Here is a 26,478-nt window from a genome sequence, read left to right on the forward strand (position 1 = left end):
GTCGCCGTCATCGCTGCACGTTCGCCGCGGGGACGTTCCGGAACTGCTGCGGGACCGCCCGCAGCTCCAGCGTCAGCCCGGGGTTGAAGAAGAACGTCGCCTCCGGGCCGCGCACCCGGTAGCCGATGCCCCGCTGCCGGGCGAGCGCGCTGAAGTACCCCTGGCACGACGCGCAGGCGTCACGGTTGACCTGGATCTCCGTCTGGACCACATTCCCGGTGATCGGGTTGATGGTGTACGGCGCGAAGAGCGCCGCCTTCTTCTCCGCGTGGGAGGCGTCGGCGCTGCCGGACACCCCCCGGTCCCGGCCACCCTGCGGGCGCAGCCGGTAACCGGGCAGCCCTTGGGCGATGGTGTAGACCTCCAGGGAACCCCGCGTCTTCGCGGTGTGATCCGTCCGTTTCCCGTAGACGGTCAGCGCGTCGGCCCGGCCCTCCTGCTGCTCGGGCAGCTCCGGCCGCTCCAGCACGAACGCGCCGAGGTCGATGGTGCGGGGCTCCGCGGCCGGGAAGCGGCCGCCCGTCATCTCGTTGAGGGACTGCCGGATCTGCTCCCGGTACATGTCCTGGAGGGCGGCCCGCGCCGTCCACTCGGCGCGCAGCTTCTCGCTCTCCTCCTCGATGCCTTCGAGTTCCGCCTCCGACACCTGCGGCTCACGGACCGTCACCTGGCTGCCCTCGAGCACGCCGAGGGACTTCATGAGCCGGGCGGTCTCCAGGGAGATGAGCTGCGTCCGGTCGCCCGTCTTCACCTCGACCAGGGGCACGGACGTGAGCCGCTCGGCCAGCCCCTCCTCCCGCGCCTCCATGGGCCCGGAGGGCGCGGGTCTGTCGGTGAGCACTTCGCCGGACCAGTCGGGGTGGCCGACGATGACGACCTCCGGGATGACGTGGACGCCGGGCGGCGCCTCCGTCGTCGATCCTGTGCGCGGCCCCTGCGGCTGCGTCTCGCGGCGCGACTGGGTGCCGGAGGGGTCGGAGAGCACCACCGGGTTGTTCCGCGCGTACGCGTACACGTTCGGGCCGTCCGCGAAGCCGGCCGGGTCCGGGCTCGTCCACCGCCCCAGCCACGGCGCGAGGTAGCGCGCCCCGTGGTAGGCGAACCCCGTCTCCCCGTCCCGCTCCTTGCCCGTGAACCGGTACCGCTTGCGGCTCACCGCCCCGGTCTCCGCGTGGAAGGACGTGGTCCCGTACGGGTGGTACTCCTCGTAGCTGAGCACCGCCCCGTCCTGGTCCGCCTCCAGGACCGCACCGCCGAGGTGGTCGGCGAACTGGTAGCGCACCACCGGGTGCGGCACCGGCACGGGCCGGCCGTCGCGCACCGTGACGGTCTCCACCAGCGCCACCCGCCCGGCGCCGTCCGCGACGTGCAGCGTCCCGCGTTCCTCGACGGTCCGCCCGGCCGCCGTCCTGCGGTACGTCTCCGTGCTCCCCAGATACGTCCGCGTCTCGATGGTGCCGCCGCGCCGCGTCGTGGCCCGCACCCGCCGCCCGTTCATGTCGTACTGGTAGAAGGCGTCGCCGCCACCGCCCAGCGACACGTGCGCGAGCCGGTTCTCCACGTCCCAGTCGAGCGCCGCCAAGTGCGGCATCGCCGTGACGTTGCCGTTCGCGTCGTACGCGTAGACCGCGGAGTACGTGCCCTCCGGGTCGCCGGGCAGGCTGCTGGCGCGCAGCCGGTCCGCGTCGGGCGCGGTGTCGTGGCGGCGGGTCCAGTTCCCGCCGCTCGCCGTGTGCGTGACGGTGCGGACGTTGCCGGCGTCGTCGTAGGCGTACGTCTCGGTGTACGGGCGCAGCGCGGAGCTGTCGTTGGCGTGCGGAAGCGGCGCGAACGGCACGTCCGCCGGGCCGGGTTGCGCCGTCTGCCCGACGTGCTCGCGGCCGGCCGCCGCCACCAGGCGGTACACCGGGTCGTAGACGTAGGTGCGGCGGGACCCCACGGCCGTGTTCCGGAAGAAGACGGTGTCCTGGGCCGGGTCGTCGGCCACCACCACGTTGCCCTCGGGGTCGTACGCGTACGCCAGCCGCAGCCACGCCGTCCCGTCCGCCGCCGTGGTGTCCGCGGTGGCGAGCCGGAAGGTGTCCCGCTCGTAGGCGTAGGCGGTACGGGCGCCGCAGCCGTACTCGATCAGCGTGCGCCGGCCGCGCTCGTCGTAGTCGACGTTCCGCACGACCGGGGTCCATGTCCCGGCCCCCCGCGCGGCCACCTCGATCCGCTCCAGCAGCCCCGCCACGTTGTACGCGGGCCGGGTGCGGCTGCCGTCCGGGCCGGTCGCCAGCGTGGGGCGGTCGAGGGCGTCGTACGCGGTCGTGGACCGGTGGGCGGTCCTCTCCAGCAGTGGGGCGGCCCGCGCCAGCGCCGCCTCCGGTTCCCCGATCCCGGCCAGCGCGGCCCAGTCGGGCTCGCCCGCGGGGTCGGCCGCCAGCCGGCGCTCGGTGGCCAGCACGTTGCCCTTGAAGTCGACGTCCTCGGTGCGCACCGCCCCGGCCCCGTCGAAGACCAGGCAGAGCCGGGTGCGGAGGTTGCGGGCCCGGCCGTCGGCCAGCGACTCGCCGTAGTAGTAGCGCACCCGCACCCGTTCGCTCTCCTCGCCCGGCGCGGTGGCGCTGGAGTACGCGGGGCGGCGCAGCTCGTCGTACGCCCACCACATCTCGCCGCCGCGGCCGTCCCAGCCGCGCACCGGCTTGCCCAGCACGTCGACCAGGCTCCACCGCTCGCCCGCGTCCGCGCCCGCCGTGTGCGCGGCGTGCCCCAGCATGCTGAACTCCTGGGTGAGCGCGAGGAGTCCGCGGGCGTCGACGACGGCCCGCTCCCGGCCCTGGACGTCGCGCCGCACCTCCGTGGTGAGAAGGCCGCCGCCGCCGTTGTCCTGGACGGTGAGGTGCGGGTGGCCGAGGGTGTCGTAGCGGATCCCGGTGTACGTGCCCGCGTGCGCCAGCGCCTGCCGGGCGGCCCGGCCCTGCGGGTCGGTGTCCGGCAGCCCGGCCCGCTCGGCGTACCAGCGGCTGTCCCGCACGGTGTCGTTGCGGTCCCAGTCCTGCCGCTCCCACGGCGTGAACACCGTCTCGGCCCTGCTGCCGTCGGGGAAGTCGGTGCGCACCAGGCGGCCGAGCGGGTCGTAGCGCAGCACCGGGGTGACGCCGCGGCGGACCAGCTCGTCCTCGGTGTCGAAGCCGCTGTCGGGCGCGAAGTACGGCTCGTACTGGCGGATGGGGTTGCCCTTGTTGTCGTACACCGTGCGCCCGGTGCCCACCCAGCGCTCGGCGCCCGTGCCCGGCGCGGGTTCCGCGCGGCCCTTCGTGAGGATGACCCGCCCGCTGCCGTCCAGGTAGGTCCAGGTGTCCTGCCAGGGCGAGTCCGGGTCGCGGTGCCGCTCCCGGGCGGCGACGTGGAAGCGCACGGGGGTGCGGGTCAGGTCGTACGCGACGGTGGTGGTCGGGTCGTCGCCGCGGGCCGCCTCCGCGGTCGACGTGTCGAGCACGTCGCCGTCCGCGCCGCCCTCCTTGCCCAGCACCGCGGTGGCGACGACCAGGCCGAGCGCGTCGTAACGCACGCCGCTGCGGTTGCCGTTGGGGTCGGTGAGCAGCCAGGGCCGCAGCACGCGGTAGTGCGGCCGCGCCTCGGACATGTTGCGCAGCGGGTCGTACACCCGCACCGGCAGCAGGCAGTGGTCGTCGTACTCGGTCTCCCACTCGGCGCCGAACGGGTCGGCGTAGAGGGTCGGCAGGTAGAACGCGGCGGGGTCGGGGACCTGCCGCCCGGACGGCGCCCACCAGCCGTCACCCTCGGCCCGCCGTACGTAACCCGCCTCGCGCAGCTCCGCGTCGGGGAGGCGGTCGCCGTAGAGGGCGGTGATCTGGCCGGGCGCGAAGGCCAGCCGGTAGCTGCGCCACGGCAGGGCGCGCAGCCCGGGGGAGCCGAGCGGGAGTTCGGCGGCGAGGTCGTCGGAGGCGTACGTGGTGAGGGTGCGCGCGAGGAGCCGGCGCTGCGGCTCGGCGCCCGACAGCTCCTCGTGGTACGGGATCTCGTGGCGCGCCGCCTCCGCGAGGCCGGCGAGGAGGTGGTCAAAGGCGAACGGTTCGCCGGGGATGCGCGGTGCGACCCCGCCGATCTCGTACTCCCGGCTCTCCACCGGCACGCCGATCCGCCAGCGGTCCGCCGCGGCCGTGTCGTTGGCGACGGTCCGCTCGGTCAGGGTGAGCCGCAGCCGCCCCTGCTCGGGGTCGGCGGGGGACGCGCGGGGGTAGGCGATCCGCGCCGACCGCAGGACGTTGCCCCACGCGTCGACCTCCAGGGTGACCTCGTGGACGGTGCGCGGATCGTCCGCCCGCCGCTCGGTGTACACGGTCAGCGCCTCGCCGGGGTGGACGAACACCACCGCGTGCTCCGCCGCGCCCGCCGGCTGCACGAGACGTACCCGGGGGCTCGACTCGACGACGGAGTACGGGCTTTCCTGCTTCGCCGTGCCGTCCTCCGCGTACGTCTCCGTGCGCAGCACCTGCCCGCGCAGCGCCCGCGCGGCCTCGCGCTCCTCGGCCGGGGTGAGTCCGGGCGGCAGCGGGGTGCCGGGCAGCAGCGGGCCGCCGTACTCGTCCGCGTACGGGGTGCCGAGCCGGTCGGGGCCCGGGTACCAGCCGGTGTGCTGCCACCGCCGCGCCACGGCGGGCGGCTGGTGCAGCTCGCCGGTGGCGGTGGTGAGCGCGTCCCGCTGCTCGACGTACCCGAAGCCACGGAACTCCCGCTCCGCGCCGTCGAAGTAGCCGTGCCGGTAGCGGTACGTCGCCGCCAGCTCGGTGCCGGCGACGGCGTCGTGCGTGACGGTCCCGGCGACGACCTGCACGGGGAACGGCAGCCGGGTGAACCAGGGCGCGCCGCGCGCCTCGTCGGCCAGGTGGAAGGCGGTGGAGGAGGCGTAGTGGACGGTGGTGACCCGGCCCGTCCCGTTGTCGGTGCGGTTCAGCAGGTGCGGCTTGCCGCCGGCCATCAGGTCCACGTAGCGCACCTGCGGCTCTCCGTCCGGCCGGGGTTCGGCCACGACGAGGCAGGCCGTGCCCTGCCCGAGCACGTCCGCCACCGAGGCCAGGGCGAGGGCGCCGGTGTGGCGTACGCCGTCGACGTGCTCGGGCGGGCCGAAGGAGTTGCCCGCCTGGTTGAACCAGAGCCGCACGCCGTCAGGACCGAGGTAGAGGAGGTCGGCGGGCGCGCTGCCGTCGACGTCGGCGAGCCGGATCCGCCGCTGGTCGAAGCGGTCCGGGTGGTCGAAGACGGGCGCGTCGGACATGGCGACCTTGGGCCCGAAGCGGCCGTGGCCGAGGCTCGGCCAGTACGCGACCTCGCCGTTGCCGATCCGCACCAGGTCGGTGAGGCCGTCGCCGGTCATGTCGGCCAGGTACACGCTCCGCTCGGCGTCGGCGAAGAGCAGCCGGGGACCGTGCTCTTCGGTGCGCCCCGCGGCGACCGTCTCGCCGTCGCGGAACCCCTCGGCGCCTGCCGACGGGTACCAGGTGAGGCCGTCGTCGGCGGTGACGAGCACGTCGGCGAGGCCGTCGCCGGTGAGGTCGGTGAACCGGAGGTTCGCGTCGTCCCAGTCCAGCGACGGCAGGTGGCGGAAGGCCGCGAAGCCGGCCCAGCCGCGGTCGGCGGTGCGCTCGTGGTAGCCCGGGTCGGCGATGCCGCCGGCGGGGCCCGAGCCGCCGGGACCGCCGGAGCCGCCGCCGAGCCGGACGACCGCGGGCCGCCCGTCGCCGTCGAGGTCGAGCAGTTGCCGCCGGGCGGTCCCGGCCGCCCCGGCGGCTCCGTTGGGCAGCGGGTCGACGGGCCGGGGCGGGCCGACCCGCCCGCCGCCGAGGTTGCGCCGGTAGTACCAGGCGCCGCCCTGCTCGGCGAGGATGCCGGCGATCCCCTCGCCGTCGAGGTCCGTCCACTGGTACGGCCCGTCGAGCCGCACGTCGCCGTCGTCGGACGTCAGGGTGCCGACCGCCGCCGACACCGTCCGCTCGGTGTAGCCGAAGGTGAGCCGGGGCAGCTCCGCGTACGCGTAGCCACGCCCGTCCGGCACGTAGCCGCGGTGCGTGAGGGAGACCAGCCTGGTGGCGGCCGGGTCCTCGTCGTACCCGAGCAGCAGGGCGCTCACCAACTGCGGCCGGGGCCCGAGTTCGGGGATCCGGTGGAACATCAGCACGCGGCGGCAGAGCCGGTACGTGCGCACCTCGAAGCCGGGCCGGCGGGTGGACCACGGATCGGCGCGCACCGGCCACGGAAGGACCTCGCCGGGAGCGGGCGCGTCCTCGTCGTGCTCCCCGTAGTCGAAGACCACCTCGAAGCGGAAGCCGGCGGCGGTGCCGGGCTCGGTGTTCCCGTACCGGATGCGCTTCACGTACCGGCCAGCGACCCGGGCGCGGTTGCGCTCCTCGGGGGCGGAGGTGTCGACTCCGGCGCGGTCCTCGGCCTTGTACTCGTAGACGGTGACGTTGCCGCGGTCGTCCTCGGTCCGCTGGAGCAGCCACCGGTACACGCGGCGGCCGGGGTCCGCGGGGTCGGCCACCCGGGCCTCCTCGTCGCGGCCGTAAAGGCTCGTGACGTTCTCCTTCGACGTCACCCGCCAGTGCAGGTCGCCGCTGCCGCGGTGGCGCCACTGCTCGATCCGCACGAACGCGCCCTCGGTGCGCGGCCGGTAGGCGGTGACGTCGTACGCGCCGGAGGTGCGGGGCGCGGGCACGGCGGCGGGCACCAGGTCCTCCGTACCGGACAACTGGAAGACATCCGCGTCGAGATACCGCGGGAGCCCCTTGTCGGTGCGGCGGGAGAGGGACGGCACGTCGAGCGACCAGCCGAGGCCGAAGGGCGAGTTGCCCGCCCCGGAGTCGTAGCCGAGGGCGAGCGCGGGCTCGGCGCCGCGGGCCGGCGAGACGGCGAGCGGCACGGAGAGGGCGGGGGTGCCGGTCACCGGGTCGGTCGTGAACTTCTCTCCCATGCCCCGGAGCGCCCCGCCGGCCACGGGCAGCGCCAGCGCGGGCAACTCCCGCAGCTCCCCCGCCTCCTGGCCGGCCGCCGTCCGGTCCCCGGACACCGCGGCGGCACCGGTCTGGCCCTCACCCATACGCCCCTCCCAGGGCCGCCGAGCTGAGTAGTCGCGCTCAGCGTAGGGAGGGAAAGAGGGCAGATCACGTGTCAAGAGCGCATAGGCACCTGAAAGGCTGAGATTGCGAAGATCGTCTTCAGGTCCGGTACTTGAGGCGGACCTTCGGGGTTCCGCATCGCGGGGGAGGCGTCCGGGTCCGCCGCCGTCCTAGGTTGTGGCGGGACCGAAACCCGAGCGTTCGTACCGAAGAGACGCGCGGCGCCCTCCGCTTCCCGTGTGAGCGCACGCCGCCCGCCGTCCTCCGCCACCGCCTCACCCGCACCCCTGCTCCGCCGCCGCCCTACCGCCCCCTGCCCTGAAACCGCCGGGCCGCGGGTCCGCAGCCGGCAACGGCGGACGGGCGGCGCGCGTGCCGCCCCCGTACAGGAGACCGCCCATGGCCCTCACCCGGCCCGCCGCCCCCTCCCGCCGCCTTCAGGCGGCCGCCCCGCCCGCAGGCGCCACCCTCCGCCGGTCCGCCTGGCCGCCGTGGCTGTGCGCCCTGGTCCCCGCCGTCGTCACCTTCGTCCTCGGGCTGTGGGGGCTCTCCCGCGGGGGGTCGATGTGGTGGGACGAGGCCGCCACGTACGACATGGCGCGGCGCGGCCTCCCCGAACTCCTGGACACGCTCACCACCGTGGACGCGGTCCACGGCCTGTACTACCTGCTGATGCACGGGGTGTTCGCGGTGTTCGGCGACAGCCTGTACGCGCTGCGCCTGCCCTCGCTGCTCGCCATGTCCGCCGCGGCCGCCGGCGTCGCGCTGCTCGGCGCCCGGCTGGCGGGACCCCGCGCCGGGCTGCTCGCGGGCGTGGCCTTCGCGCTGCTGCCCGCGGTGCAGCGCTACGCGCAGGAGGGTCGCTCGTACGCCCTCGTCTGCGCCGCCGTCACCTGGGCGACCTGGCTCTTCGTACGCGCCCTGGAAGAGCGCCGGACCCGGCTGTGGGCGGCCTACGGGACGGTGGCCCTCACCGGCTGCCTGCTGCACGAGTTCGCGGTGCTCGCCGTCGCCGCGCACGGTGCCGCCCTGTGGGTCACGCCGCGCTCCCGCCGCGACCGGCGCGCCTGGACCTGGACGGCGGGCGCGGTGGCGGCGGCGCTGGCCCCGCTCGCCGTGCTCAGCTCCCGCCAGTCGGCGCAGGTGGCCTGGATCGGACCGCCCGGCGCCGGCGCGCTCCTCGGCTACGTCGTCCCCGCCCTCGCCGGCCTGCTCTGCGCCGCGCTCCTCCCGGCGGCCGCACGGCTGCTGCGGTCCCTCGCGCTCGCGCTGCTCATCCTGCCCGGCGGACTCCTGCTGCTCTCCTCCGCGATCATGCCGCTCTACGTCTCCCGCTACGTCCTCTACGAGGAGGCCGGCCTCGCGCTGCTCCTCGGCGCGGCGCTGGACCACCTCTGGCGCCGCCGGTGCCACCGGCGGCTGCTCGCCGCCCTCGCCGCGGCGGGCGTGCTGGTGGCGCTGGTTCCGGTCGGGCTCCATCTACGCGGCCCGGAGAGCCGCCAGGACGACCTGGCCGCCCTCGCCCGCGCCGTCCGGGCGCAGGGGCGGCCCGGTGACGGGCTGCTCTTCATGCCGGGCAGGCGCCGCGGCTGGCAGGCGGCCGACCCGGCGGCGTACGCCGGGCTGGTCGACCTCGCGGTGCGGGAAGACCCGCGCGCGTCCGCGACCCTCTACGGCGTGGAGCTGCCGCCCGCCGCCGTCCGCGCCCGGATGCTCACGGCCGACCGGATCGTCGCGCTGCGCGCCCCGGCCGGCGAACCGGCCGACGCCGACCCCGTCGAGGAAGTGAAACGGGCCGTCCTGCGGGCGCACTTCCGCCTCTGCGGCACCACGGAGGTCCACGGCGCGCGCGTCACGGTCTACGCCCGGCCCGGCCGCTGCGACCCGGCGTAGTACCTGAGGAGGACCCGCCCGGATCCGTATCCGGAAGGACGCCGCCGCACCCCGCACGCCCGTACGGTGTGCGGGTGACCGAGTCCACACACAAAGCCCCCCGCGTCCGCGGCGAGTTCGAGGTGATCCGGGACGGCCTGCGGCTGCTGGGCCTCCGGACGCGTACGACGCGCCGCGAGCTGTTCAGGGAGGCGTTCGCGCTGACGCCGCTGCCCGCGCTGCCTTCGGACGCCCCGGTGGTGCGGGGCATGCGGCCCGCCGTCAGGCGCGTGGCCGTCCGGCTGCCGCACATGGCGATCGTCGCGCTTGCCCTGTTCCTTTTCGGCTGGGGCAGCGGCTGGTACGGGATGAGCGACAGCGAGTACTACGACGAGTTCGGGACCTACGATCCGTTCGCGGGCACCCTCGAAGGCGGCCACATCGGTCTGCCCGTCAGCCTGGCCGCGGCGCTCCCCCTGCTGCTGGTCCTCTTCCGGCCGGTCGGCGCCTGGTGGCTCTCCCTGGTGGTGTGCTTCGCCCTCGCGGCGACGATCACTTCGGCGGACGACTGGCCCTGGGGGGAAGCGACCTTCGTCTCGCACCTCGTGGTGCTCGCGATCGCCGCGCTGCGCCGAAGCGTCGGCACCGCCGTCGCGATGTGGCTCCTCACGACCCTGTGCGGTCTCGTCGGGTCCTGGCTGAGCCTGCGGCCCCGTGATGAAGTGAACGCCGTCCAGATGACCGTCGCCTCCGCCGTCGTGATCGCCGTCGCCGTCTCCGTACGCGGCTGGACCGCCGCCAGCCGCCGCGCCGAGGCCAGCGGGGCGCTCACCGCCCAGGAGCGCTCCCGGCGCACGCGGCTGGAGAAGCGCACGTCCATCGCGCACGAGCTGCATGACGTCGTCGCGCACCACATGTCCGTCATCGCGATCCAGGCGGAGGCCGCCCCCTACCGGGTGGAGAACCCGCCGCCCGAACTGACCGCGTCCTTCGCGACGATCCGGGAGAACGCCGTCGCCGCGCTCGCCGAACTCCGGCGCGTCCTGGGCGTCGTACGCACCGAGGACTACGAGGCGCCGTCCGCCCCCCAGCCGACCCTCGCCGACCTGGACCGGCTGCTCGGCAACGTCCGCGACGCGGGCCTGGCCGTCGAGAAGACCGTCACCGGCGCGCGGCGCGAACTCCCGCAGGGCGTCGAACTGTCGGCCTACCGCATCGTCCAGGAGGCTCTGAGCAACGTCCTGCGCCACGCCCCGGGCGCCCCCGCGAAGGTCGAGCTGTCGTACGTCCTGGGCGGTCTCGCCCTGCGGATCATCAACGAGGCGCCGGCCGGCGAGCGGCCGCCGTCGCCCGGCGCCGGGCAGGGCGTCGCGGGGATGCGCGAGCGCGTCGCGATGCTGGGCGGCCGGATGACCGCGGGGGAGACCCCGGACGGCGGCTACGAGGTGGCGGTGCTGCTCCTCACCGACGACCCCCACGAAGCCCTCGCCGACGCCCCCGTGGCCGCACCCGCCGACGGCATCCGCGAGAAGGCGCTCGGCACGTGACCATCCGGGTGCTCATCACCGACGACCAGTCCATGGTGCGCGAGGGGTTCACCGTGCTGCTCGACGCCCAGCCCGGGATCGAGGTCGTCGGCGAGGCCGCCGACGGCGGCGAGGCGGTGGAGCAGGTGGGCCTGCTCGCACCCGACGTCGTGCTCATGGACATCCGGATGCCGGAGGTCAACGGGCTGGAGGCGACCCGCCGGATCGCCGGCGCCGGGCTCGGCACCAAGGTCCTCATCCTCACCACGTACCACCTCGACGAGTACGTCTACGAGGCGCTGCGCGCCGGCGCCAGCGGCTTCCTCCTCAAGGACGCCTCGGCCCGCCAGCTCGCCGAGGGCGTCCGCACCGTCGCCGCCGGCGAGGCCCTGCTCGCGCCCACCGTCACCAAGCGCCTGATCACCGTCTTCGCCGAGCGCAAGCCGGTGCTGAACCTCCCGGCGGAGACCCGCGTCGCCGGTCTCACCGGCCGCGAGACGGAGGTCCTGGCCCTCATCGCGCAGGGGCTGTCCAACGCCGAGATCGCGGCCCGCCTCGTGGTCGCCGAGTCCACGGTCAAGACCCATGTGGGACGGATCCTGGAGAAGCTGGGGCTGCGGGACCGCACCCAGGCCGCGATCTTCGCCTACGAGACCCGCCTCGTACAGCCCGCGGGCTGACCGGGTCAGGCGGGGATGCCCAGCAGGGCGTCGAAGGCGGTCGACAGCGCCCGCCAGCCGTCCGGGCCCGCGGCGTACTCGGCGTCGGTGAGCAGGCAGGAGTCGAGCATCCGGCGGAGCGTGGTGCGGTCCAGGCCCGGGCCGGTGAAGGTGAGGTGCTGGCCCCGGTCGCCGTGCTGGGGGTGCCAGTCGAGGGCGGCGGCCACCCGGCGCGCGGCGGGCTCCAGCTCCCAGGCGGCCCCGGGCAGCGCGGCCAGCCACGGCCCCGCGTGCTCGATGCAGAGCGCGCCGCCGGTGGCGTCCCAGGTCAGCAGGGCGTCCGGGCGGTCGGCGAGCCACAGGCGACCCCGGCTGCGTACGGCGGCGCAGGTGAGGTCCTCCAGGGCGGCGTAGAGCCGGCCGGGGTGCAGGGGGCGGGCGCGCCGCCAGACGAGGGTGGCCACGCCGTGCCCGTCGGCCTCCTGCGGCAGCAGGGCGCAGGCGGGGTGGTGGCGGGTCGCGGCGGCGTCCACGTCGACCCCGGCCAGCGCCGCGCGGGCCAACTCCGGCGAGCCGAGGGGCACGCGGCGGGCGGTGGCGTGGAGCTGGTCGAGGAGCGCGACGTCGGCGGGGTCGGGGTCGCCGAGGCAGGTCACGGCCAGCAGCGGCGGGTATTCGAGCTGGCGGGCGAAGGTGTCGGCGACGGTGCGCCGGTCGGTGGGCGCCAGGGCCAGGCCCTGCTCGGCGAGGTCCTCGCCGCAGGTGAGGTACGGCACGAGCGAGTCGACGTCGACGACGGTGACCACCCCGGTGAGCCGGAGGGCCTCCGCGGGTGCGGCGGCGATCAACTCGGCGAGGGCACGCGGCTCGACCGAGTCCCACAGCTCGACGACGACCAGCGGATACGAGCCGCCGACGGCCAGGGAGAGCAGCGTGGGCACGAGGTCGTCGCGGACCGCGCAGCAGGCGCAGGGCGCCGTCATGCGGGGCCGCCCCCGCTCCCGTACCCCGTCCGCGTCCCGCAGGGTGCGCGGCACGCGGCCGTCCTCGATCGCGTCCAGGTCGTGGTGTACGGCGACGGCGCCGGGGACGGCCCGCAGCAGGGACTCGACGGCCCGCCGCCGGGCCTCGCGATGAAGCCCGGCGACGACGACCACGGGAAGCGGCGACGGATCCTCCGCCATGGGTCACCGCTCCCGGGGGGCGTAGCGGCGGCGGAACCGTTCGACGCGGCCGGCGGTGTCCAGCACCTTGGTCCTGCCGGTGTAGAAGGGGTGGCTGGCGGAGGAGACCTCCACGTCGATGACGGGGTAGGTGTTGCCGTCCTCCCAGACGACGGTGGACCCGGCGGTCGCGGTGGACCGCGTGAGGAAGGCGAACCCCGCCGCCCGGTCGCGGAAGACGACGGGCCCGTAGGAGGGGTGGATACCGGACTTCATACTGGTCGGCTCCTCTCTGCGCGCGCGGCTCAGCGCTCTTCGCGGAAGGTCACGTGCCGGCGCGCGACGGGGTCGTACTTGCGCAGGTGCAGCCGGTCCGGGTCGTTCCGGCGGTTCTTGCGGGTGACGTAGGCATAGCCGGTGCCCGCCGTGGAGCGGAGCTTGATCACCGGACGGAGCTCGTTGCTGGCCATGCCCGCAGTATACACCGTAACGGTTTTCATTTTCATCTATCTCGCGCTCCCGCCCTGCCCGTGACGCCGCGTACGGTTGCAGCCGATGGTGGCGCCGTGGGGTGTTCGAACTCTTGGGGGAGACCTATGTCTGCCGGCGGAGCGCAGGTGAGTGGCTGGGGTCTGCTCGGGCCGCTCGTGGCAGGAATTTTCTGCGTCGGGTTGGGCGGCGCCATCGTCTTCGACGTGCGCCGGGTGGCAAGCCGTTTCGTGGCCGCGGCTCGGGACGAGGGCGCGCAACGAGTGGTCAACAAGATCGTGGGGTGGGGCTTCGTCGGGGTCGGGGTGCTCTTCGTGGCCGTGGTCGTCGTCGAGGGATTCTCCGCGCTGGTCGCGGAGTAGTTTCGTCATCCGCACCGGAGCTCTCGGTGGGTACGGAAAGGAGCGTGCGGCATGCTCGGCGTTGTCCGTCGAGGGAGGCGGGGCCGTGCCGTGGCCGCGGAGCACGCGGGGCAGGTGCCTTACGAAGCGAAGATGTTCACCCTCCTCGTCGGGCTGAGCTTCTGCGCCTTCGGGCTGGCCTGTTTCTTCCGGCACCGGCAGGTGGCCGGCTTTCTGCAGTCGCTCGCCGCGCAGAACCGCACGCGCACGCACCCGAACGACGGATTCCCCTCGTCCGGGTACGTGCGCGGGTTCGGCGTCCTCTTCCTTGCCATCGCCACCGGGCTCTGCGCTTTCGCGATCGCGCTGCTCGGCGGCTGGGAACTCCCGGGCGGGCAGTGAGCCGGCGGGGCGGTCAGCCTTCCCTCTCCAGGATCTCCAGGGTGAGGCCCTGGGGGTCTCTGAAGTAGGCGACGCGGCGGCCCTCGTTGGGGCCCGAGGTGATGTGGACCGGGGTCGTGCTGCGTGGGGTGGCGCCCAGGCGGGTCAGGCGGGTGTGTTCGGTGTCCAGGTCGTCCGTCGTCAGGCAGATGTGTGCGGTGCCCGGGTTCCTGGTCTCCAGGTCGACCGGCTCGCCCACCGGGTTCAGGTACTGGATCAGCTCCAGCAGCGCGTCCGAGCCGGGGATGCGGAAGAGGGCGATGTCCAGCCGGGCGTCGGGGTAGCCGATCTGCTCGGAGGTGTACGGGGCGTCGTATATCCGCCGTACCGCCGGCTCCGCGTCGAACACCTTCCGGTAGAAGGCGACGGCCGCGTCGACGTCGGCGACGGTGAACCCCACGTGGGAGAAGCCTGTCAGCATTGCGTACTCCTGCCTGCTGCGTGTCCGGTCAGAGCGTGTGCGGATCGACGATCGAGCCCTCGCGCGCCGACCGGTACATCGCGGCGACGAACCGGACCGCCTCCAGGCCGGTTTCCGCCGGGGAGCCGTTGTGGCCGCGGCCGTTCGCGAGGTCCACCAGGTTGTGCGCCGGGGCGTGTTCGGGGTTGCGCTGGGCGGGGGGCAGGCGGGGGAGTTCGGTGACGCCGGTGGCGTCGTGGACGGAGGCGGTGCCCTCGTTGACGTCGAGCAGGATGTGCCCGTCCCGGCCGAAGACCTCCAGCCGCATGATCTCCTCGAGCCCCGCCAGCACCGCCCCGGTCGAGCTGAGGGTGCCGACGGCGCCGCCCTCGAAGCGGACCGCGACGCCGTCGGCGAGGTCCACCGGCAGCTCGAAGTCGGCGCGGAACGCGGCCACTCCGCGCGGGCGCAGCCCCGTCAGCCACAGCAGCAGCGCGGCGGCGTGGGTGATCTGCGTCTGGCCCTGGCCGCCGCCGGACAGCTCCGGGTCGCTGTAGGTGCGCGCGTCCGGGGCGTTGACGGGGTAGCCGAAGGCGTCGCGGTACGGCTCGGGGTCTCCCCGGTACAGCTCGCGCACCGTGGAGGCGTAGAGCACCGAGACGTGCTCGACCGGGCCGATCGCCCCGGCCGCGATCCGCTCCCGCAGCGCGAGGACGTGCGGGTTGTAGTGCCAGGGGTAGCCGATCAGCAGCTCCGCCCCGCGGCTGCGCGCCAGTCCGGCCAGCTCGCGGGCGTGCGCGGGCTCGATGGTCATGGGCTTCTCCAGCAGCACGTGCACGCCCCGGTCGAGCGCGAGCCTCGCGACGGGATGGTGCGCGGCGTGCGGCACCGCGATCACCGCCGCGTCGGCCGCCACCGCGTCGAACAGCTCCGCCGCGCCGGGGAAGGCCGCCGGTACGCCGAACGCCCCGGCCGCCGCCGCGAGCCGCGCCGGGTCGGGGTCGGCCAGCGCGACCACCTCGGCGTCGGGCCGCTCCGCGAGTGCGGGCAGATGCGCGTACGTCGACCACCAGCCGCAGCCGATCACGGCGATCCGCGCGCTCATGCCGCCTCCCCGCCGTGCTCTTCGCCGGACGCCCTGCCCGGCTTCCCGCCATGCGCATCGCCGGGCTCCCCGCCGAGCCGGAACACCCGTTCCGCCGTGCCGTGGAAGAGCGCGTGCCGCTCGCCCTCCGGCAGGTCCGAGATGATCTCCGCGTACGCGTCGACGACGTCGCCGTACGAGCTGTAGAGCCGGTCCACCGGCCAGTTCGTACCGAAGAAGGCGCGGTCGGGGCCGAAGAGTTCGACGCATTCCCGCACCCAGGGCCGCAGCGAGCCGACCGTCCACCGGTGGTCGGCCTGGCCGAGGCCCGAGATCTTCACGACCACGTTCGGCGCGCGGGCGAGGTCGCGCATGGCCGCGCGCCAGTGCGCGAAGTAGGCGCGGTCCCGGCGGCGCGGGTAGCCGGCGTGGTCGACGCAGAGCGTGACGCCGGGATGGCGCTCGGCCAGCCGGCGCGCGTCGGCCATCTCCTCGACGGCCGGGTCGTCGCAGCACACCAGGCCGTGGCGGGCCAGTTGCGCGTAGCCGCGGTGCCAGGCCGGGTCGGTCAGATAGCGGTCGTAGCGCAGGTCGCGGATGCCGCGCAGGTTGCGGTACGCGGCGTGCCGGGCCAGCGTCCGGGCGGCGTCGGGACGGGTGAGGTCGGCGTACGCGACGATCCCGTGCGGGACGCCGAGCCGGTCGGCGAAGCCCTGGAGCCAGCGGGTCTCCTCCACCGGGTCCGCGCTGCCGATCGCCGCCTGCACGTGCACCACCTTGCTGACGTTGTGGAAGCGGGTCTCGGCGACGAAGTCGTCCGCCCAGTAGCGCTGGGCGCGGATGGCGGCGTCGGGGCCGGTGACCTCGTCCACGGGCGCGCCGGGCTCCAGCCAGGCGTAGCGCAGCTTCGGGTGCGTCAGGTCGTGGAAGTGGACGTGCGTGTCGACCAGCGGGATGGCGGCCATCACCGCACCCCCGGCACGGCGCCCAGGTGCGCGCCGCCGTCCACGTCCAGCGTCGTCCCGGTGAGGAAGGCCGCCTGGTCGGAGAGGAAGAACAGGACGGCGTCCGCGACGTCGTCCTCGCTCGCATTGCGCCCGAGCGGGTTGCCCGCGGCCGCCGCCCGCAGGATCTCGCCGGCGGTCCGGCCGCTCGTGGCGGTCTTCATCTCCAGCACCTCCCGGCCCATGCCGGTGGTCGGACAGCCCACCGGGGCGACGCAGTTGGCGGTCACGCCGTCCGGTGCCAGCTCCGCGGCCACCGCCTCGGTGAGCCCCACCAGGCCGAACTTCGAGGCCACGTACGGGACCTGGTGCGGGAAGCCGCGCCGGCCGCAGTCCGAGCCGATCGTCACGATCCGGCCCCGGCCGCTGGCCCGCAGGGAGGGGGCGGCGGCCCGGACGGCGAGGAACGCGCCCTTGAGGTTGACGCCGACGGTGCGGTCCCAGTCCTCCTCGGTCGTCTCCTCCAGCGCGCCGAGGTGGAAGACGCCCGCGGAGACCACGAGCGTGTCGACGCCGCCGAACGCCGCCTCGGCCGCGCGCACGGCGTCCGCCACCTCGCGCGCCGCACGCACGTCCGCGCCCAGGCCGAGGGCCCGCTCGCCCAGCTCCGCCGCGACCTCCCGGGCGCGCCCGGCGTCGGCGTCCACCACGGCCACCGAGGCCCCGGCCGCGTGCAGCCGGTGGGCCACCAGCCGGCCGAAGCCCGATCCGCCGCCGGTGATGAGTGCCGTACGTCCCGCTGCGATCCGCATCTCGCTCCGCTCCTCCCGAGCCCTGCCGCCGTCGCGGAAAACGCTATAGCATCTAGCGCGTTCGTGCTATACGCTATAGCAACTCGACCACTGAGAAGGACTGAAGGCGTACGCGATGGCACTGCACCCCCTCTCCTCAGGGAACCTGGCCGACCAGGTGGCCGACGCTCTCCGCGACGCGATCCTGGAGGGCCGCTACCCGCCGGGCACGCGGCTGGTGGAGCGGACGATCGCCGCCGAGCTGGGGGTCAGCCACATCCCGGTGCGCGAGGCGCTGTCGCGGCTGGCCGACGAGGGGCTGACCGAGCGGACCCCGCGCCGCGGCTCGCGGGTCGCCACGCTCTCCGCCCGCGAGCTGGACGAGCTGTCCACGCTGCGCACCGTGCTGGAGCAGTTCGTCGTCGCCCGGGTGGGGGAGCGGCTGACCCCGCGCACCGAGCGCGAGCTGCGCCGGATCGTCGAGGCCATGCGCCGCGCCGCCGCGGACGGCAACTTCCGCCGGGTCTTCGATCTCGACCAGCGCTTCCACGAGCGGCTGTGGGAGCTGGCCGACCACCGGATGCTCAACGAGCTGGTCACCCAGCTCCGCAGCCGCATCGGCGCCTTCCTGCGCGCCGCCACCGCCGCGCTGCCGCCGGAGAGTCTCGAACAGCACGCCGCCTCGCACGACGTGCTGCTCGACGCGCTCCTCGACGACGACCCGGAGGCCGGCCGGGCCGAGATGGCCCGTCACATCGAGGCCGCCGCCACCCGGATCCGCGCCTCGCTGCCGGAGCCCGAGGGGGACGCCGATGACTGAACTCGTCGTCGTGACCGACGCCGACCTGCCCGGCACCGACCGCATGCTGGAGATCCTCCGGGCCGCCGGGCTGCGCGCCGCGCTCGCCGACTGCCGCACCGAGCGCGACGTGATCGAGGCCGCCGCCGACGCCACCGCGCTGGTGGTGCAGTGGGCGCCGGTCACCGGGCGGGTGCTGCGCCGGCTGACGCGCTGCCGCTACATCGGCCGGCTCGGCATCGGCTACGAGATGATCGACGTCGCCGCCGCCACGGCCCGCGGCATCGCCGTCGCCAACACCCCCGACTACTGCGTCGAGGAGGTGGCCGCGCACACCATCGCGCTCGTCCTGGCGTCGGCCCGCCGGCTGGCCACGCTCGACCGGGCGGTACGCGCCGGCCGCTGGTCCGTGACCGGCGACGCCCCCGGCGCGCTGCGGCCGTCGAGCACCACCCTGGGCGTCGTCGGATTCGGCCGGATCGGCTCGCGCACCGCGGCGCACGCCGCCGCGCTCGGCTTCCGCGTCGTCGTCCACGACCCGTACGTCCCGGACGCCGCCGTGACCGCCGCCGGGCACCGGCCCGCGGGGCTCGACGCGACCCTCGCCTCCGCCGGCGTGCTGAGCCTGCACGTCCCGCTCACTCCGGACACCCGCCACCTGCTGGACCGCGCGGCGCTGCGCCGGCTGCCGCGCGGCGCGCTGGTGGTGAACACCTGCCGCGGCGGCCTCGTCGACGAGGCCGCGCTCGCCGACGCCCTGCGCGACGGGCATGTGGCGGGCGCGGCGCTGGACGTGTTCGAGACCGAACCGCTGCCCGGCGACAGCCCGTTGCGCGACCTGCCCGGCGTCCTCCTCGGCCCGCACGCCGCCTGGTACTCCCGCGAGTCCCGGCGCGAGCTGGCCGAGACGACGGCGCGGCAGGTCGTGGACTTCCTCAGTCGGCGGCCCGTGGCGTCGATCGTCAATCCGGAGTACGCGCGGTGACGGCGCCCGGCGAGCGGAGACCGGCGGCGCCGGCGGCCCGGCCACGGGCCTGACCGAACACGGACCTTTCCCCCTTCCCGTAACGACGCACGCGAGCTGGGAGAGACACATGACCGAGGCCGGAGAGCTGCGCGCGACGCAGTTGCGCTGCCAGCACCTCGTCGAACCGCTCGGCCTGGACGAGCCGGAGCCCGTCTTCGGCTGGGTGCCCGCAGGGGCGGACGACGAGGAACTGCGCGCGTACCAGGTGCTGGTGGCGAGCGCGCCGGAGCTGCTGCGGCCGGGGTCCGCCGACCGGTGGGACAGCGGGCGGGTGGCGGAGGACGTGGTCAACGGCGTCGCCTACGCGGGCCGTCCGCTCCGCTCCGGCGAGCGCTGCTGGTGGACGGTGCGGCTGTGGGGCCGCGCCGGCCGCCCCGGCCCGTTCGGCCCGCCGGCCTCGTTCGAGACCGGGCTGCTGGCGCCGGAGGACTGGGGCGCCGCGTGGATCGCGGGCGGCGCGGGCGTCTCCTCGCCGCTGCTGCGCACCCGGTTCGCGATACCCGGCCGGGTCGCACGCGCCCGCGCGTACGTCTCGGCGCTCGGCTTCTACGAGCTGAGCCTCAACGGCGAACGCGTCGGCGACCGTGTACTCGACCCGGCCACGACGACCTACGACCACGACCCCGCGCTGCGCGACGGCGACGGCGAGCCGGCCCGCATCCCCGGCCCGCGCGTGCTGGCGTCCACGTACGACATCACCGCCCGGGTGACCGCCGGTGAGAACGCGGTCGGGCTGATGCTCGGCCACGGCTGGTACAGCGCGGAGGACGACAACGGCCCCGGTCCGTTCCCCCGCACCCCGTGGGGCGACCGGCCCGCGGCCCTGCTGCGCATCGAGGTGGAGACGGAGGGCGGCGAGCGGGTCACGGTCGTCAGCGACGGGAGCTGGCGCACCGCGCCCGGGCCCGTCCGCTACAACGACTATGCGCAGGGCGAGCGTTACGACGCCCGCGAGGAGACCCCCGGCTGGGACGCGCCCGGATTCGCCGCCACCGGCTGGTCGCCGGTCACGCCCGTGCCCGCGCCCGCGGGCCGCGTCAGGTCGCAGCCCCTGGAGCCGGCCCGGGTGGTCGGGACGCTGGCCCCCGTCGCCACGGCCTCCGCGGGCGACGGCGTGCGGATCGCGGACTTCGGCCAGCACGTCTCCGGCTGGACCGCGATCCGGGTGTCGGGCCCGGCCGGAGCGGAGGTCCGGCTCCGGCACGCGGGCGAGGTGGACGCCGACGGGAACCTGGACGACGACGCCAACGCGCAGTCGTGGCTGGCGGCGGCGCAGACCGACGTCTACACGCTCAGGGGCGGCGGCGAGGAGGTCTGGGAGCCGCGGTTCACCCTGCACGGGTTCCGGTACGCCGAGGTGACGGTCTCGGGACCCGGCGTGCGGGTGCACGAACTCGCGGCCCGTGTCGTCCACTCCGACCTGGCCCCGAGCGGCACGTTCGACTGCTCCGACGACCTGCTGAACCGCATCCACCGCAACGTGCTGTGGACGTTCCGCGCCAGCTTCCAGGGCTTCCCGCAGGACGCCGCCGACCGCGCCGAGCGCGTCGGCTGGGTCGGCGACCCCGGCTGGTCCGTCGAGGACTACCTCTATGCCTTCGACGCGCGCGCGTTCTGGCTCAAGTGGCTCGACGACCTCGCCGGCACCCAGCTCCCCGACGGCCGCTTCCCGACGATCTGCCCGCTCCAGTGGCGCGGCACGGTCGACATGACGGCCTTGGAGGAGCAGGGTCTGGAGGAGTACGAGAAGGAACGCGAGGTCCTGCCCGACGCGTGGTCGTCCGTCGTCCACTGGCCGTACGCGCCGCTGCCCGACTTCGCCATGACCTCGTACCCCAGCATCGCCTGGCACCTCTACCGGTTCTACGGCGACGAGTCGGTCCTCCGGCGCCACTACCCGGGGATGCGCCGCGGCGTGGAGTACCTGCGCACCCGCGCCAAGGACCTCGTGCTCACCGAGGGGCTCGGCGACCACATGGAGCCCCAGCCGGACGGCACCTCCCTGCTCAGCCCGGAGCGCACCCCCGTCGAACTGACCTCCACCGCCTGGTTCCACGCGGTGACCGCGATGACCGCGCGCGCCGCGGCCGTCGTCGGCGAGGACGACGACGCCCGCCGCTACGGCGAGCTGGCCGGGGAGATCCGTACCGCGTTCAACGACCGCTTCCTCGACCCGGCCACCGGCCGCTACGCAACAGGCTCGCAGACCGCCCAGGCGATGCCGCTGTGGACCGGGCTCGTACCGGACGAACACCGCGAGCGGGTGGGGCGCGTGCTCGTCGAGCGCATCGAGCGCGACGGCGGCCACCTGGACACCGGGACCATGGGCACGGCCGCGCTGCAGAACGTGCTGCCGGAGATCGGCGCGGCAGACGTGATGTACGGCATCGCGACCACGACCACGTACCCCGGCTGGGGCGCGCAGATCGAGCGGGGCGCCACGACGGTCTGGGAGACCTGGGGCGGCGACGCCGGATACAGCCGGAACATGAAGCTCATGGCCATGATCGAGAAGTTCCTCTTCAACGACGTGGCCGGACTGGCCCCCGCGGCGCCGGGCTGGCGGCGCATCCGCGTCCGCCCCGCGCTCACGCACCGCCTCGACCGCGCGAGCGCGCGCGTACGCACCGCGCGCGGCGACGCCGCCGTCGCGTGGCACGTCGCCGGCGGCGCCCTCCACCTCACCGTCGAGGTGCCGGCGACCAGCACCGCCGAGGTGTGGCTGCCGGCCGCCGGCGCCGCGGAGCTGACCGGCGGCGGCCGGACCCTGTGGCGATCCGGCGGCGACCCCGCCGGACCGGGGCCGGAACCCGGGTCCGGCATCCGGGAGATCAGGCGCCGCGGCGAGCACCTCGTGCTGGAGGCGGGCGGCGGCACGCACCGCCTCCGGCTCGCCACGGCGCACGACTGAGCCCGGGTCCCGACGGTGCGGAGCGGAAGGAAGGTTCCGATGAACGTACGCGGAAGGGCGCTCGGCTGCGCCGCGCTGGCCGCGGCGCTGCTGGCGGCCGGGTGCGGGGCGGACACCGGGGGCGACGGCGAGATCGTCGTCTCCGTCTGGGACGACGGGCGCCCGGAGAGCTCCGTCGACGCCGCCGCCCGCGACTTCGAGAAGGCGCACCCCGACCTCACGGTGACGGTGCGGAAGACCCCCTTCGACCAGCATCTCCAGGCGCTGCGCCGCCAGTTGGGCGCGGGCCGCGCGCCCGACGTGGCGATGACCCTGGTCGGCTACGGCGAGTCCGCCACCGTGCGCGCGCTGGCCGACAAGGACCTGCTCGCCGACCTGCGCAGGGCCCCCTGGGCGGGGAAGGTGCCCGCCGGCCTCGCGGGCGCCGTCGGGGACGGCGCCGCGGTCTACGCCTTCCCCGTCGACTCGATGGCCATCGGCGTGGTGGCGAAGAAGGGCACGGCCGTGCCCGGGACGTACTCGGGCCTCCTCGCGGCGTGCCGCGGCGCGGTGCGCGACGGCAGGGTGGCGTTCGCGCTGGGCGGCCACGAGAACTCCAAGATGCCGCACAGCGTGGGCTTCGCGCTCGCCGCGTCCACGGTCTACGCGGACGACCCCGGCTACGGCGGCAAGCGGCTGCGCGACGAGGTCACCTTCGCCGGCAACCCCGGCTGGCGCGAGGCGGTGGCGCGCTTCGGCGAGATGCGCGACGCCGGGTGCTTCGGCGAGGACGCGGCGGGCACCACGCGGGAGGCCGCCGCCCGCGCGCTGGGCGAGGGCGACGCACTGATGGCCGTCGCTCCCACCGTCACCCTGCCGATGTGGCAGGCGGCGGCCCCCGACGCGGAGTTCACGGTGGCGCCGTTCCCCGGTGCCGACGACCCCGGCCGGATCCGGGTGCCCGCCGGAGCCGGCGGCGGCCTCGTCGTCCCCGCCAAGGCGAGCGACGCCGCGCTCGGCAGGAAGTTCATCGACTTCTACGCCCGGCACCGCGCCCGCTACGCCGCGCTCGACGGCGCCGTCCCCGCGGTCCCCGGCGACTCCGGCGGGCCCCGCGCCCCCGGGTACGCCGCGGCGCTCGAACCGTACCTGCGCGAGGGGCGGACCGCCCCGGTCATGGACCAGCAGTGGCCCAACCCGGAGCTGATCGCCCGCTTCGACAGCGGCCTGGTCGAGATGCTCACCGGCCGCACGGAACCCGCCGACGTCCTGGAGTCCATGGACGCGCTGTGGACCTCGGAGGCACCGTGAGGAGCCCGCGATGAAGCGACCCGGAGCCGTACCCTGGCTGTTCGTCGTCCCGGCGGCGGCCGTGACCCTGCTGATCCTCCTCGTCCCCTCCCTCGTCGGCGCCGCCTACGCCTTCACCGACTGGGACGGGCTCACCTCGCCGTCCTGGGTGGGACTCGGCAACTTCACCGAGTTCTTCGGCGACGGCTCGCACGTCGTGGCGCAGACCCTGATCCTCGCCGCGCTGTACGTGGTCGGCGTCAACGCCGCCGGGCTCGGCCTCGCCCTCGGCCTGGCGCACACCCTGCGGACCAGGCACGTGCTGCGGGCGCTCTTCCTGGTGCCGGCCGTCGTCAGCCCGTTGGTGGTCGCGTACGTCTGGACGTTCATCCTGGACGTGGACGGGCCGCTCAACGAACTGCTGGAGGCCGTCGGGCTCGGCTCCTCGGCACAGCCGTGGCTCGGGCAGCGGACCACCGCACTGCTGGCGGTCGCCGTCGTGATGGTGTGGCAGTTCGCCGGCTACCACATGCTCATCTACCTCGCCGGGCTCCAGGGCGTGCAGCGCGAGCTGCTGGAGGCGGCCGAGGTCGACGGCGCCGGGCCCTGGCGGCGGTTCGCCGACATCACGCTGCCGCTGCTGCGCCCCGCGCTCGTCATCGGCACGGTGCTCGCCACGATCTCCGCGTTCCTCCTCTTCGACCAGGTGATGGCGCTCACCGGCGGCGGCCCCTCGGGCGGCACCGACACCCTCGGCACGTACGTCTACGAGCAGACCTTCGTCAACGGCCGCTTCGGCTACGGCTCCGCCGTCGCCCTGCTGCTCGTCGCCGGGGTGTCGCTCGTCGCGCTGGTCCAGACGCGCCTGCTGCGCGGGAGGCGTCCGTGAACCGCTACGGCCGCTGGACGGCCTTCCGCGAGGCGGGCTTCTGGATCGCCGCGATCCCCATGCTGCTCCCCGTCTACCTCGTGCTGACGACCGTGCTGCGCGGTCCGGAGGCGGCCGGCGAGTCCGCGCTGCGGCCGCCGGGGGACCCCACGCTGGACAACGTCGAGCGGGCCTGGTCGGAAGCCGGCGGCGGCACCGTGTCGTTCTCCCAGGCGCTGGTGAACAGCGTGGTGACCACCCTCGCGGTGGTGCTGATCCTCGTCGTCGTCGCGGCACCCGCCGGGTACGCGCTGGCGCGCCGCGGCTCGAAGCTCTCCGGCGCGCTCTTCGGCCTCTTCGGCTTCGCCCTGATCATGCCGGTGCAGCTCGGGATCATCCCGCTCTACGGCTTCATGGTGGAGGCCGGCCTCACCGGGACCCGCGCCGGCCTGATCCTCGTGTACGTGGGCCTGCAGATGCCGCTGGCCGTCTTCCTCTACACCGGGTTCATCCGCGGGCTGCCCCTCGCCTACGAGGAGGCCGCGCGGGTCGACGGGGCCCGCCCGCTGCGGGTCTTCGCCGGGGTGGTCCTCCCGCTCGTACGCCCCGTCACGGGCGTCGTCGCGACGCTGACCGGGCTCTTCGTCTGGAACGACTTCTTCGTCGCGCTCGTGTTCGTCGGCGACACGGACAAGGTGACGCTGCCGGTCGCCGTCTACTCGTTCGTCGGCAGGTTCGCCGCCCAGTGGCCGCTGATCTTCGCCGCCGCGCTCATCGCGGCCGGCCCCGTCGTCGTGCTCTTCGGCTTCGCCCAGCGAACGGTCATGAAGGGCTTCACCAGCACCCTGCACGGGTGAGAGAGGAGGGCGCGATGACGTCCATCGGGCTCGACCACGTGGTCATGCGGTACGACGGCACCCGGGCGGCGGTGGACGACGTGTCCCTGGAGATCGAGGAGGGCGAGTTCTTCGTCCTCGTCGGCCCCTCCGGGTGCGGCAAGTCGACCCTGCTGCGGCTGCTCGCCGGGCTGGAGCGGCCGTCGTCCGGGGCCGTCCGCATAGACGGCTCCGACGTCACCGCGCTCACGCCGCGGCTGCGCGACGTGGCGATGGTCTTCCAGAACTACGCGATCTACCCGCACATGACCGTCGCCGGCAACCTCGGCTACGGGCTCAAGGTCCGCGGCGTCCCGAAGCGCGAGGCGGCAACCCGGGTACGGGAGGTCGCGGACCTGCTCGGGCTCGGCGACCTGCTCGGCCGCCGCCCGGCGACCCTCTCCGGCGGGCAGCTCCAGCGGGTGGCGATGGGCCGGGCCATCGCCCGGCGCCCGCGGGCGTACCTGATGGACGAGCCGCTCTCCAACCTGGACGCCAAACTGCGCGTCACCATGCGCGCGGAGCTGGAGCAACTGCACCGCAGGCTCGGCGTCACCACCGTGTACGTGACCCACGACCAGGTGGAGGCGATGACGCTCGGCAGCCGGGCCGCGGTGCTGCGGGCGGGTGTCCTCCAGCAGGTGGCCGCGCCGCAGGAGCTGTACGCCCGGCCGGCCAACGCGTTCGTCGCCGCGTTCATCGGCTCCCCGCCGATGAACTTCGCCCTGGGCACGGTGCGTCCGGACGGGCTCGACCTCGCCGGGTTCGGCCTCCGGCTGCCGGCCGCGCGGCGCCCGCCGGCGGGGGTGGGGGAGCGGGTGCTGGTCGGCATCCGGCCGGAGGAACTGCGCGAGCCGCGGGCCGCGGGCGCGGCCGCGTGCGCGCTGCGGGTGACGTGCGCGGTGCGGCAGAACCTCGGGGCGGACCGGCTGCTCTTCTTCGCCGCCCCCGCGGCGCCCGGCGAGGCCGCGGCGATCGCGCGGGCCACGTTCGCGGAGGACCGTCCCGCGGGCCCGGCCGGCGCCGGGGGCGAGCGGCTGCTGTGCGCCCGTGTCCCGGCGGACATGCCGGTCGAGTCCGGGGACACGGTGGACCTCGCCGTACGTCCCGAGGCGCTGCACTACTTCGACCCCGCGGACGGCGCGCGCCTGCCGGACGGCGCCCGCTGACGCCGCCCTCCGGCGAAAAAACCGGGGGCCTTCCGCGCGGCCGCGCGGATAGAGTCGGACGATGCCCGAGCTGGAGCGGCTGCGTGCCGGACATGCGCCCGCGGTCCTGGCGTTCGAGCTGGCGAACCGCGCCTACTTCGCGGCCGCGGTCCCCGACCGCGGCGACGCCTTCTTCGACCGTTTCCCGGACCGCTTCGGCGCGCTGCTGGCGGAGCAGGAGGCCGGCGTCTGCGCCTTCCACGTGCTGGTCGGCGAGGACGGCGCGGTGCTCGGCAGGTTCAACCTGGTCGACATCGAGGACGGGACCGCGGAACTCGGCTACCGGGTCGCGGAGCACGCCACCGGCCGCGGGCTGGCGACCGCGACCGTCCGGGAGCTGTGCCGCCGGGCGCCGGGCGCGTACGGCCTGCACACCCTGCGCGCGGCCATCGTCCACGGGAACGCCGCGTCCCGCAGGGTGCTGATCAAGGCGGGTTTCGTGGCCGCGGGCCCGGCGGATCCCGCCCACCTCGGCGGCAAGGAGGGCACGTGGTACCGGCGCGACCTGGCCGGCGAGGGTCCGCGGCCCGCTGTGTAACCTGATCCGGACGCCGTAGGGGGCCTCGGGCCGGGAGCAGCGGGGGGACGAATTCGTGGCGACTTGCCGGAAGTGCGGTGCGGGGAAGCGCCGCTGGCCCCGTTCCTGCCCGGCGTGCCGGGCCGGGTCGAGCCGGGCCGACGTGGCCGCGGAAG

21 protein-coding genes are annotated in these 26,478 nt (G+C 75.0%); 13 read left to right on the forward strand and 8 right to left on the reverse strand.

Annotation, left to right across the window (positions count from 1 at the left end; genetic code table 11):
- Positions 1–7: 7 nt before the first annotated feature.
- Entirely contained in the window at positions 8–7,099 is a 7,092-nt protein-coding gene (locus tag DMB38_RS28760) for a SpvB/TcaC N-terminal domain-containing protein (protein ID WP_125937584.1), read from the reverse strand.
- 418 nt (positions 7,100–7,517) lie between these two features.
- On the opposite strand from DMB38_RS28760, the gene DMB38_RS28765 reads away from it, so the two are divergent.
- The 3 genes from DMB38_RS28765 (at position 7,518) to DMB38_RS28775 (ending at position 11,196) form a co-directional block, all read left to right on the forward strand.
- Positions 7,518–9,011: a glycosyltransferase family 39 protein gene (locus tag DMB38_RS28765; protein ID WP_125937585.1), complete on the forward strand. Its 1,494-nt coding sequence runs from the start codon at positions 7,518–7,520 to the stop codon at positions 9,009–9,011.
- Positions 9,012–9,085: 74 nt separating this feature from the next.
- Complete coding sequence (locus tag DMB38_RS28770; protein WP_240662515.1) at positions 9,086–10,537, forward strand: histidine kinase; 1,452 nt, start codon at positions 9,086–9,088, stop codon at positions 10,535–10,537.
- Positions 10,534–11,196: a response regulator transcription factor gene (locus tag DMB38_RS28775; protein ID WP_125937587.1), complete on the forward strand. Its 663-nt coding sequence runs from the start codon at positions 10,534–10,536 to the stop codon at positions 11,194–11,196. Before DMB38_RS28770 ends, DMB38_RS28775 begins: the two co-directional genes overlap by 4 nt.
- Positions 11,197–11,201: 5 nt before the next feature.
- Here DMB38_RS28775 and DMB38_RS28780 read toward each other — a convergent pair whose 3' ends face one another.
- From DMB38_RS28780 to rpmG, 3 genes are read right to left on the reverse strand one after another with little or no spacing between them, the layout of a single operon-like run.
- Positions 11,202–12,359: a GTP-binding protein gene (locus DMB38_RS28780; RefSeq protein WP_125937588.1), complete on the reverse strand. Its 1,158-nt coding sequence runs from the start codon at positions 12,357–12,359 to the stop codon at positions 11,202–11,204.
- Between the two features lie 3 nt (positions 12,360–12,362).
- The gene (locus DMB38_RS28785) at positions 12,363–12,614 is read right to left on the reverse strand and encodes a type B 50S ribosomal protein L31 (protein ID WP_125937589.1); all 252 of its coding nucleotides are present in this window, start codon (positions 12,612–12,614) and stop codon (positions 12,363–12,365) included.
- A 29-nt stretch (positions 12,615–12,643) separates the two neighbouring features.
- The gene (gene rpmG, locus DMB38_RS28790; protein WP_125937590.1) at positions 12,644–12,808 is read right to left on the reverse strand and encodes a 50S ribosomal protein L33; all 165 of its coding nucleotides are present in this window, start codon (positions 12,806–12,808) and stop codon (positions 12,644–12,646) included.
- A gap of 177 nt (positions 12,809–12,985) precedes the next feature.
- On the opposite strand from rpmG, the gene DMB38_RS28795 reads away from it, so the two are divergent.
- Both DMB38_RS28795 and DMB38_RS28800 read left to right on the forward strand, forming a co-directional pair.
- A complete protein-coding gene (locus tag DMB38_RS28795) occupies positions 12,986–13,189 on the forward strand; it encodes a hypothetical protein (protein WP_164716134.1) in 204 nt (67 codons plus the stop codon).
- A gap of 90 nt (positions 13,190–13,279) precedes the next feature.
- The gene (locus DMB38_RS28800; RefSeq protein WP_125937592.1) at positions 13,280–13,570 is read left to right on the forward strand and encodes a hypothetical protein; all 291 of its coding nucleotides are present in this window, start codon (positions 13,280–13,282) and stop codon (positions 13,568–13,570) included.
- A gap of 13 nt (positions 13,571–13,583) precedes the next feature.
- Here DMB38_RS28800 and DMB38_RS28805 read toward each other — a convergent pair whose 3' ends face one another.
- Genes DMB38_RS28805 through DMB38_RS28820 form a run of 4 tightly spaced genes read right to left on the reverse strand, consistent with a single transcriptional unit; the run spans position 13,584 to position 16,849 of the window.
- Complete coding sequence (locus DMB38_RS28805; RefSeq protein WP_125937593.1) at positions 13,584–14,030, reverse strand: VOC family protein; 447 nt, start codon at positions 14,028–14,030, stop codon at positions 13,584–13,586.
- 28 nt (positions 14,031–14,058) lie between these two features.
- Positions 14,059–15,114 (reverse strand): Gfo/Idh/MocA family oxidoreductase, encoded by a 1,056-nt coding sequence (locus DMB38_RS28810; protein ID WP_125937594.1) that lies wholly within the window; start codon positions 15,112–15,114, stop codon positions 14,059–14,061.
- Positions 15,111–16,058 carry an amidohydrolase family protein gene (locus DMB38_RS28815; protein ID WP_125937595.1) on the reverse strand — a complete coding sequence of 316 codons (948 nt, stop codon included), beginning with the start codon at positions 16,056–16,058 and terminating at the stop codon, positions 15,111–15,113. Before DMB38_RS28815 ends, DMB38_RS28810 begins: the two co-directional genes overlap by 4 nt.
- Entirely contained in the window at positions 16,058–16,849 is a 792-nt protein-coding gene (locus DMB38_RS28820; protein ID WP_125937596.1) for an SDR family NAD(P)-dependent oxidoreductase, read from the reverse strand. The genes DMB38_RS28815 and DMB38_RS28820 overlap by 1 nt, the downstream gene beginning before the upstream one ends.
- A gap of 115 nt (positions 16,850–16,964) precedes the next feature.
- Here DMB38_RS28820 and DMB38_RS28825 point away from each other — a divergent pair, with 115 nt between their 5' ends.
- From DMB38_RS28825 to DMB38_RS28860, 8 genes are all read left to right on the forward strand, one after another.
- Positions 16,965–17,648 carry a GntR family transcriptional regulator gene (locus DMB38_RS28825; RefSeq protein ID WP_206337759.1) on the forward strand — a complete coding sequence of 228 codons (684 nt, stop codon included), beginning with the start codon at positions 16,965–16,967 and terminating at the stop codon, positions 17,646–17,648.
- Positions 17,641–18,612, forward strand: coding sequence for a C-terminal binding protein (locus DMB38_RS28830; protein ID WP_125937597.1), 972 nt, complete (start codon positions 17,641–17,643; stop codon positions 18,610–18,612). The genes DMB38_RS28825 and DMB38_RS28830 overlap by 8 nt, the downstream gene beginning before the upstream one ends.
- Before the next feature lie 109 nt (positions 18,613–18,721).
- A complete protein-coding gene (locus tag DMB38_RS28835) occupies positions 18,722–21,565 on the forward strand; it encodes a family 78 glycoside hydrolase catalytic domain (RefSeq protein ID WP_125937598.1) in 2,844 nt (947 codons plus the stop codon).
- Positions 21,566–21,604: 39 nt separating this feature from the next.
- On the forward strand, positions 21,605–22,855 hold the full coding sequence (locus DMB38_RS28840) for an ABC transporter substrate-binding protein (RefSeq protein WP_125937599.1): 1,251 nt from the start codon (positions 21,605–21,607) through the stop codon (positions 22,853–22,855).
- A 10-nt stretch (positions 22,856–22,865) separates the two neighbouring features.
- Positions 22,866–23,723 (forward strand): sugar ABC transporter permease, encoded by an 858-nt coding sequence (locus tag DMB38_RS28845; RefSeq protein WP_125937600.1) that lies wholly within the window; start codon positions 22,866–22,868, stop codon positions 23,721–23,723.
- Positions 23,720–24,559 carry a carbohydrate ABC transporter permease gene (locus tag DMB38_RS28850; RefSeq protein WP_125937601.1) on the forward strand — a complete coding sequence of 280 codons (840 nt, stop codon included), beginning with the start codon at positions 23,720–23,722 and terminating at the stop codon, positions 24,557–24,559. The genes DMB38_RS28845 and DMB38_RS28850 overlap by 4 nt, the downstream gene beginning before the upstream one ends.
- 14 nt (positions 24,560–24,573) lie before the next feature.
- Entirely contained in the window at positions 24,574–25,746 is a 1,173-nt protein-coding gene (locus DMB38_RS28855; protein WP_125937602.1) for an ATP-binding cassette domain-containing protein, read from the forward strand.
- Positions 25,747–25,807: 61 nt separating this feature from the next.
- Positions 25,808–26,323 carry a GNAT family N-acetyltransferase gene (locus tag DMB38_RS28860; RefSeq protein ID WP_125937603.1) on the forward strand — a complete coding sequence of 172 codons (516 nt, stop codon included), beginning with the start codon at positions 25,808–25,810 and terminating at the stop codon, positions 26,321–26,323.
- The last annotated feature ends 155 nt before the right edge of the window (positions 26,324–26,478 follow it).

The organism is Streptomyces sp. WAC 06738 (assembly GCF_003945505.1).
In the GTDB taxonomy this organism is placed as follows: domain Bacteria; phylum Actinomycetota; class Actinomycetes; order Streptomycetales; family Streptomycetaceae; genus Streptomyces.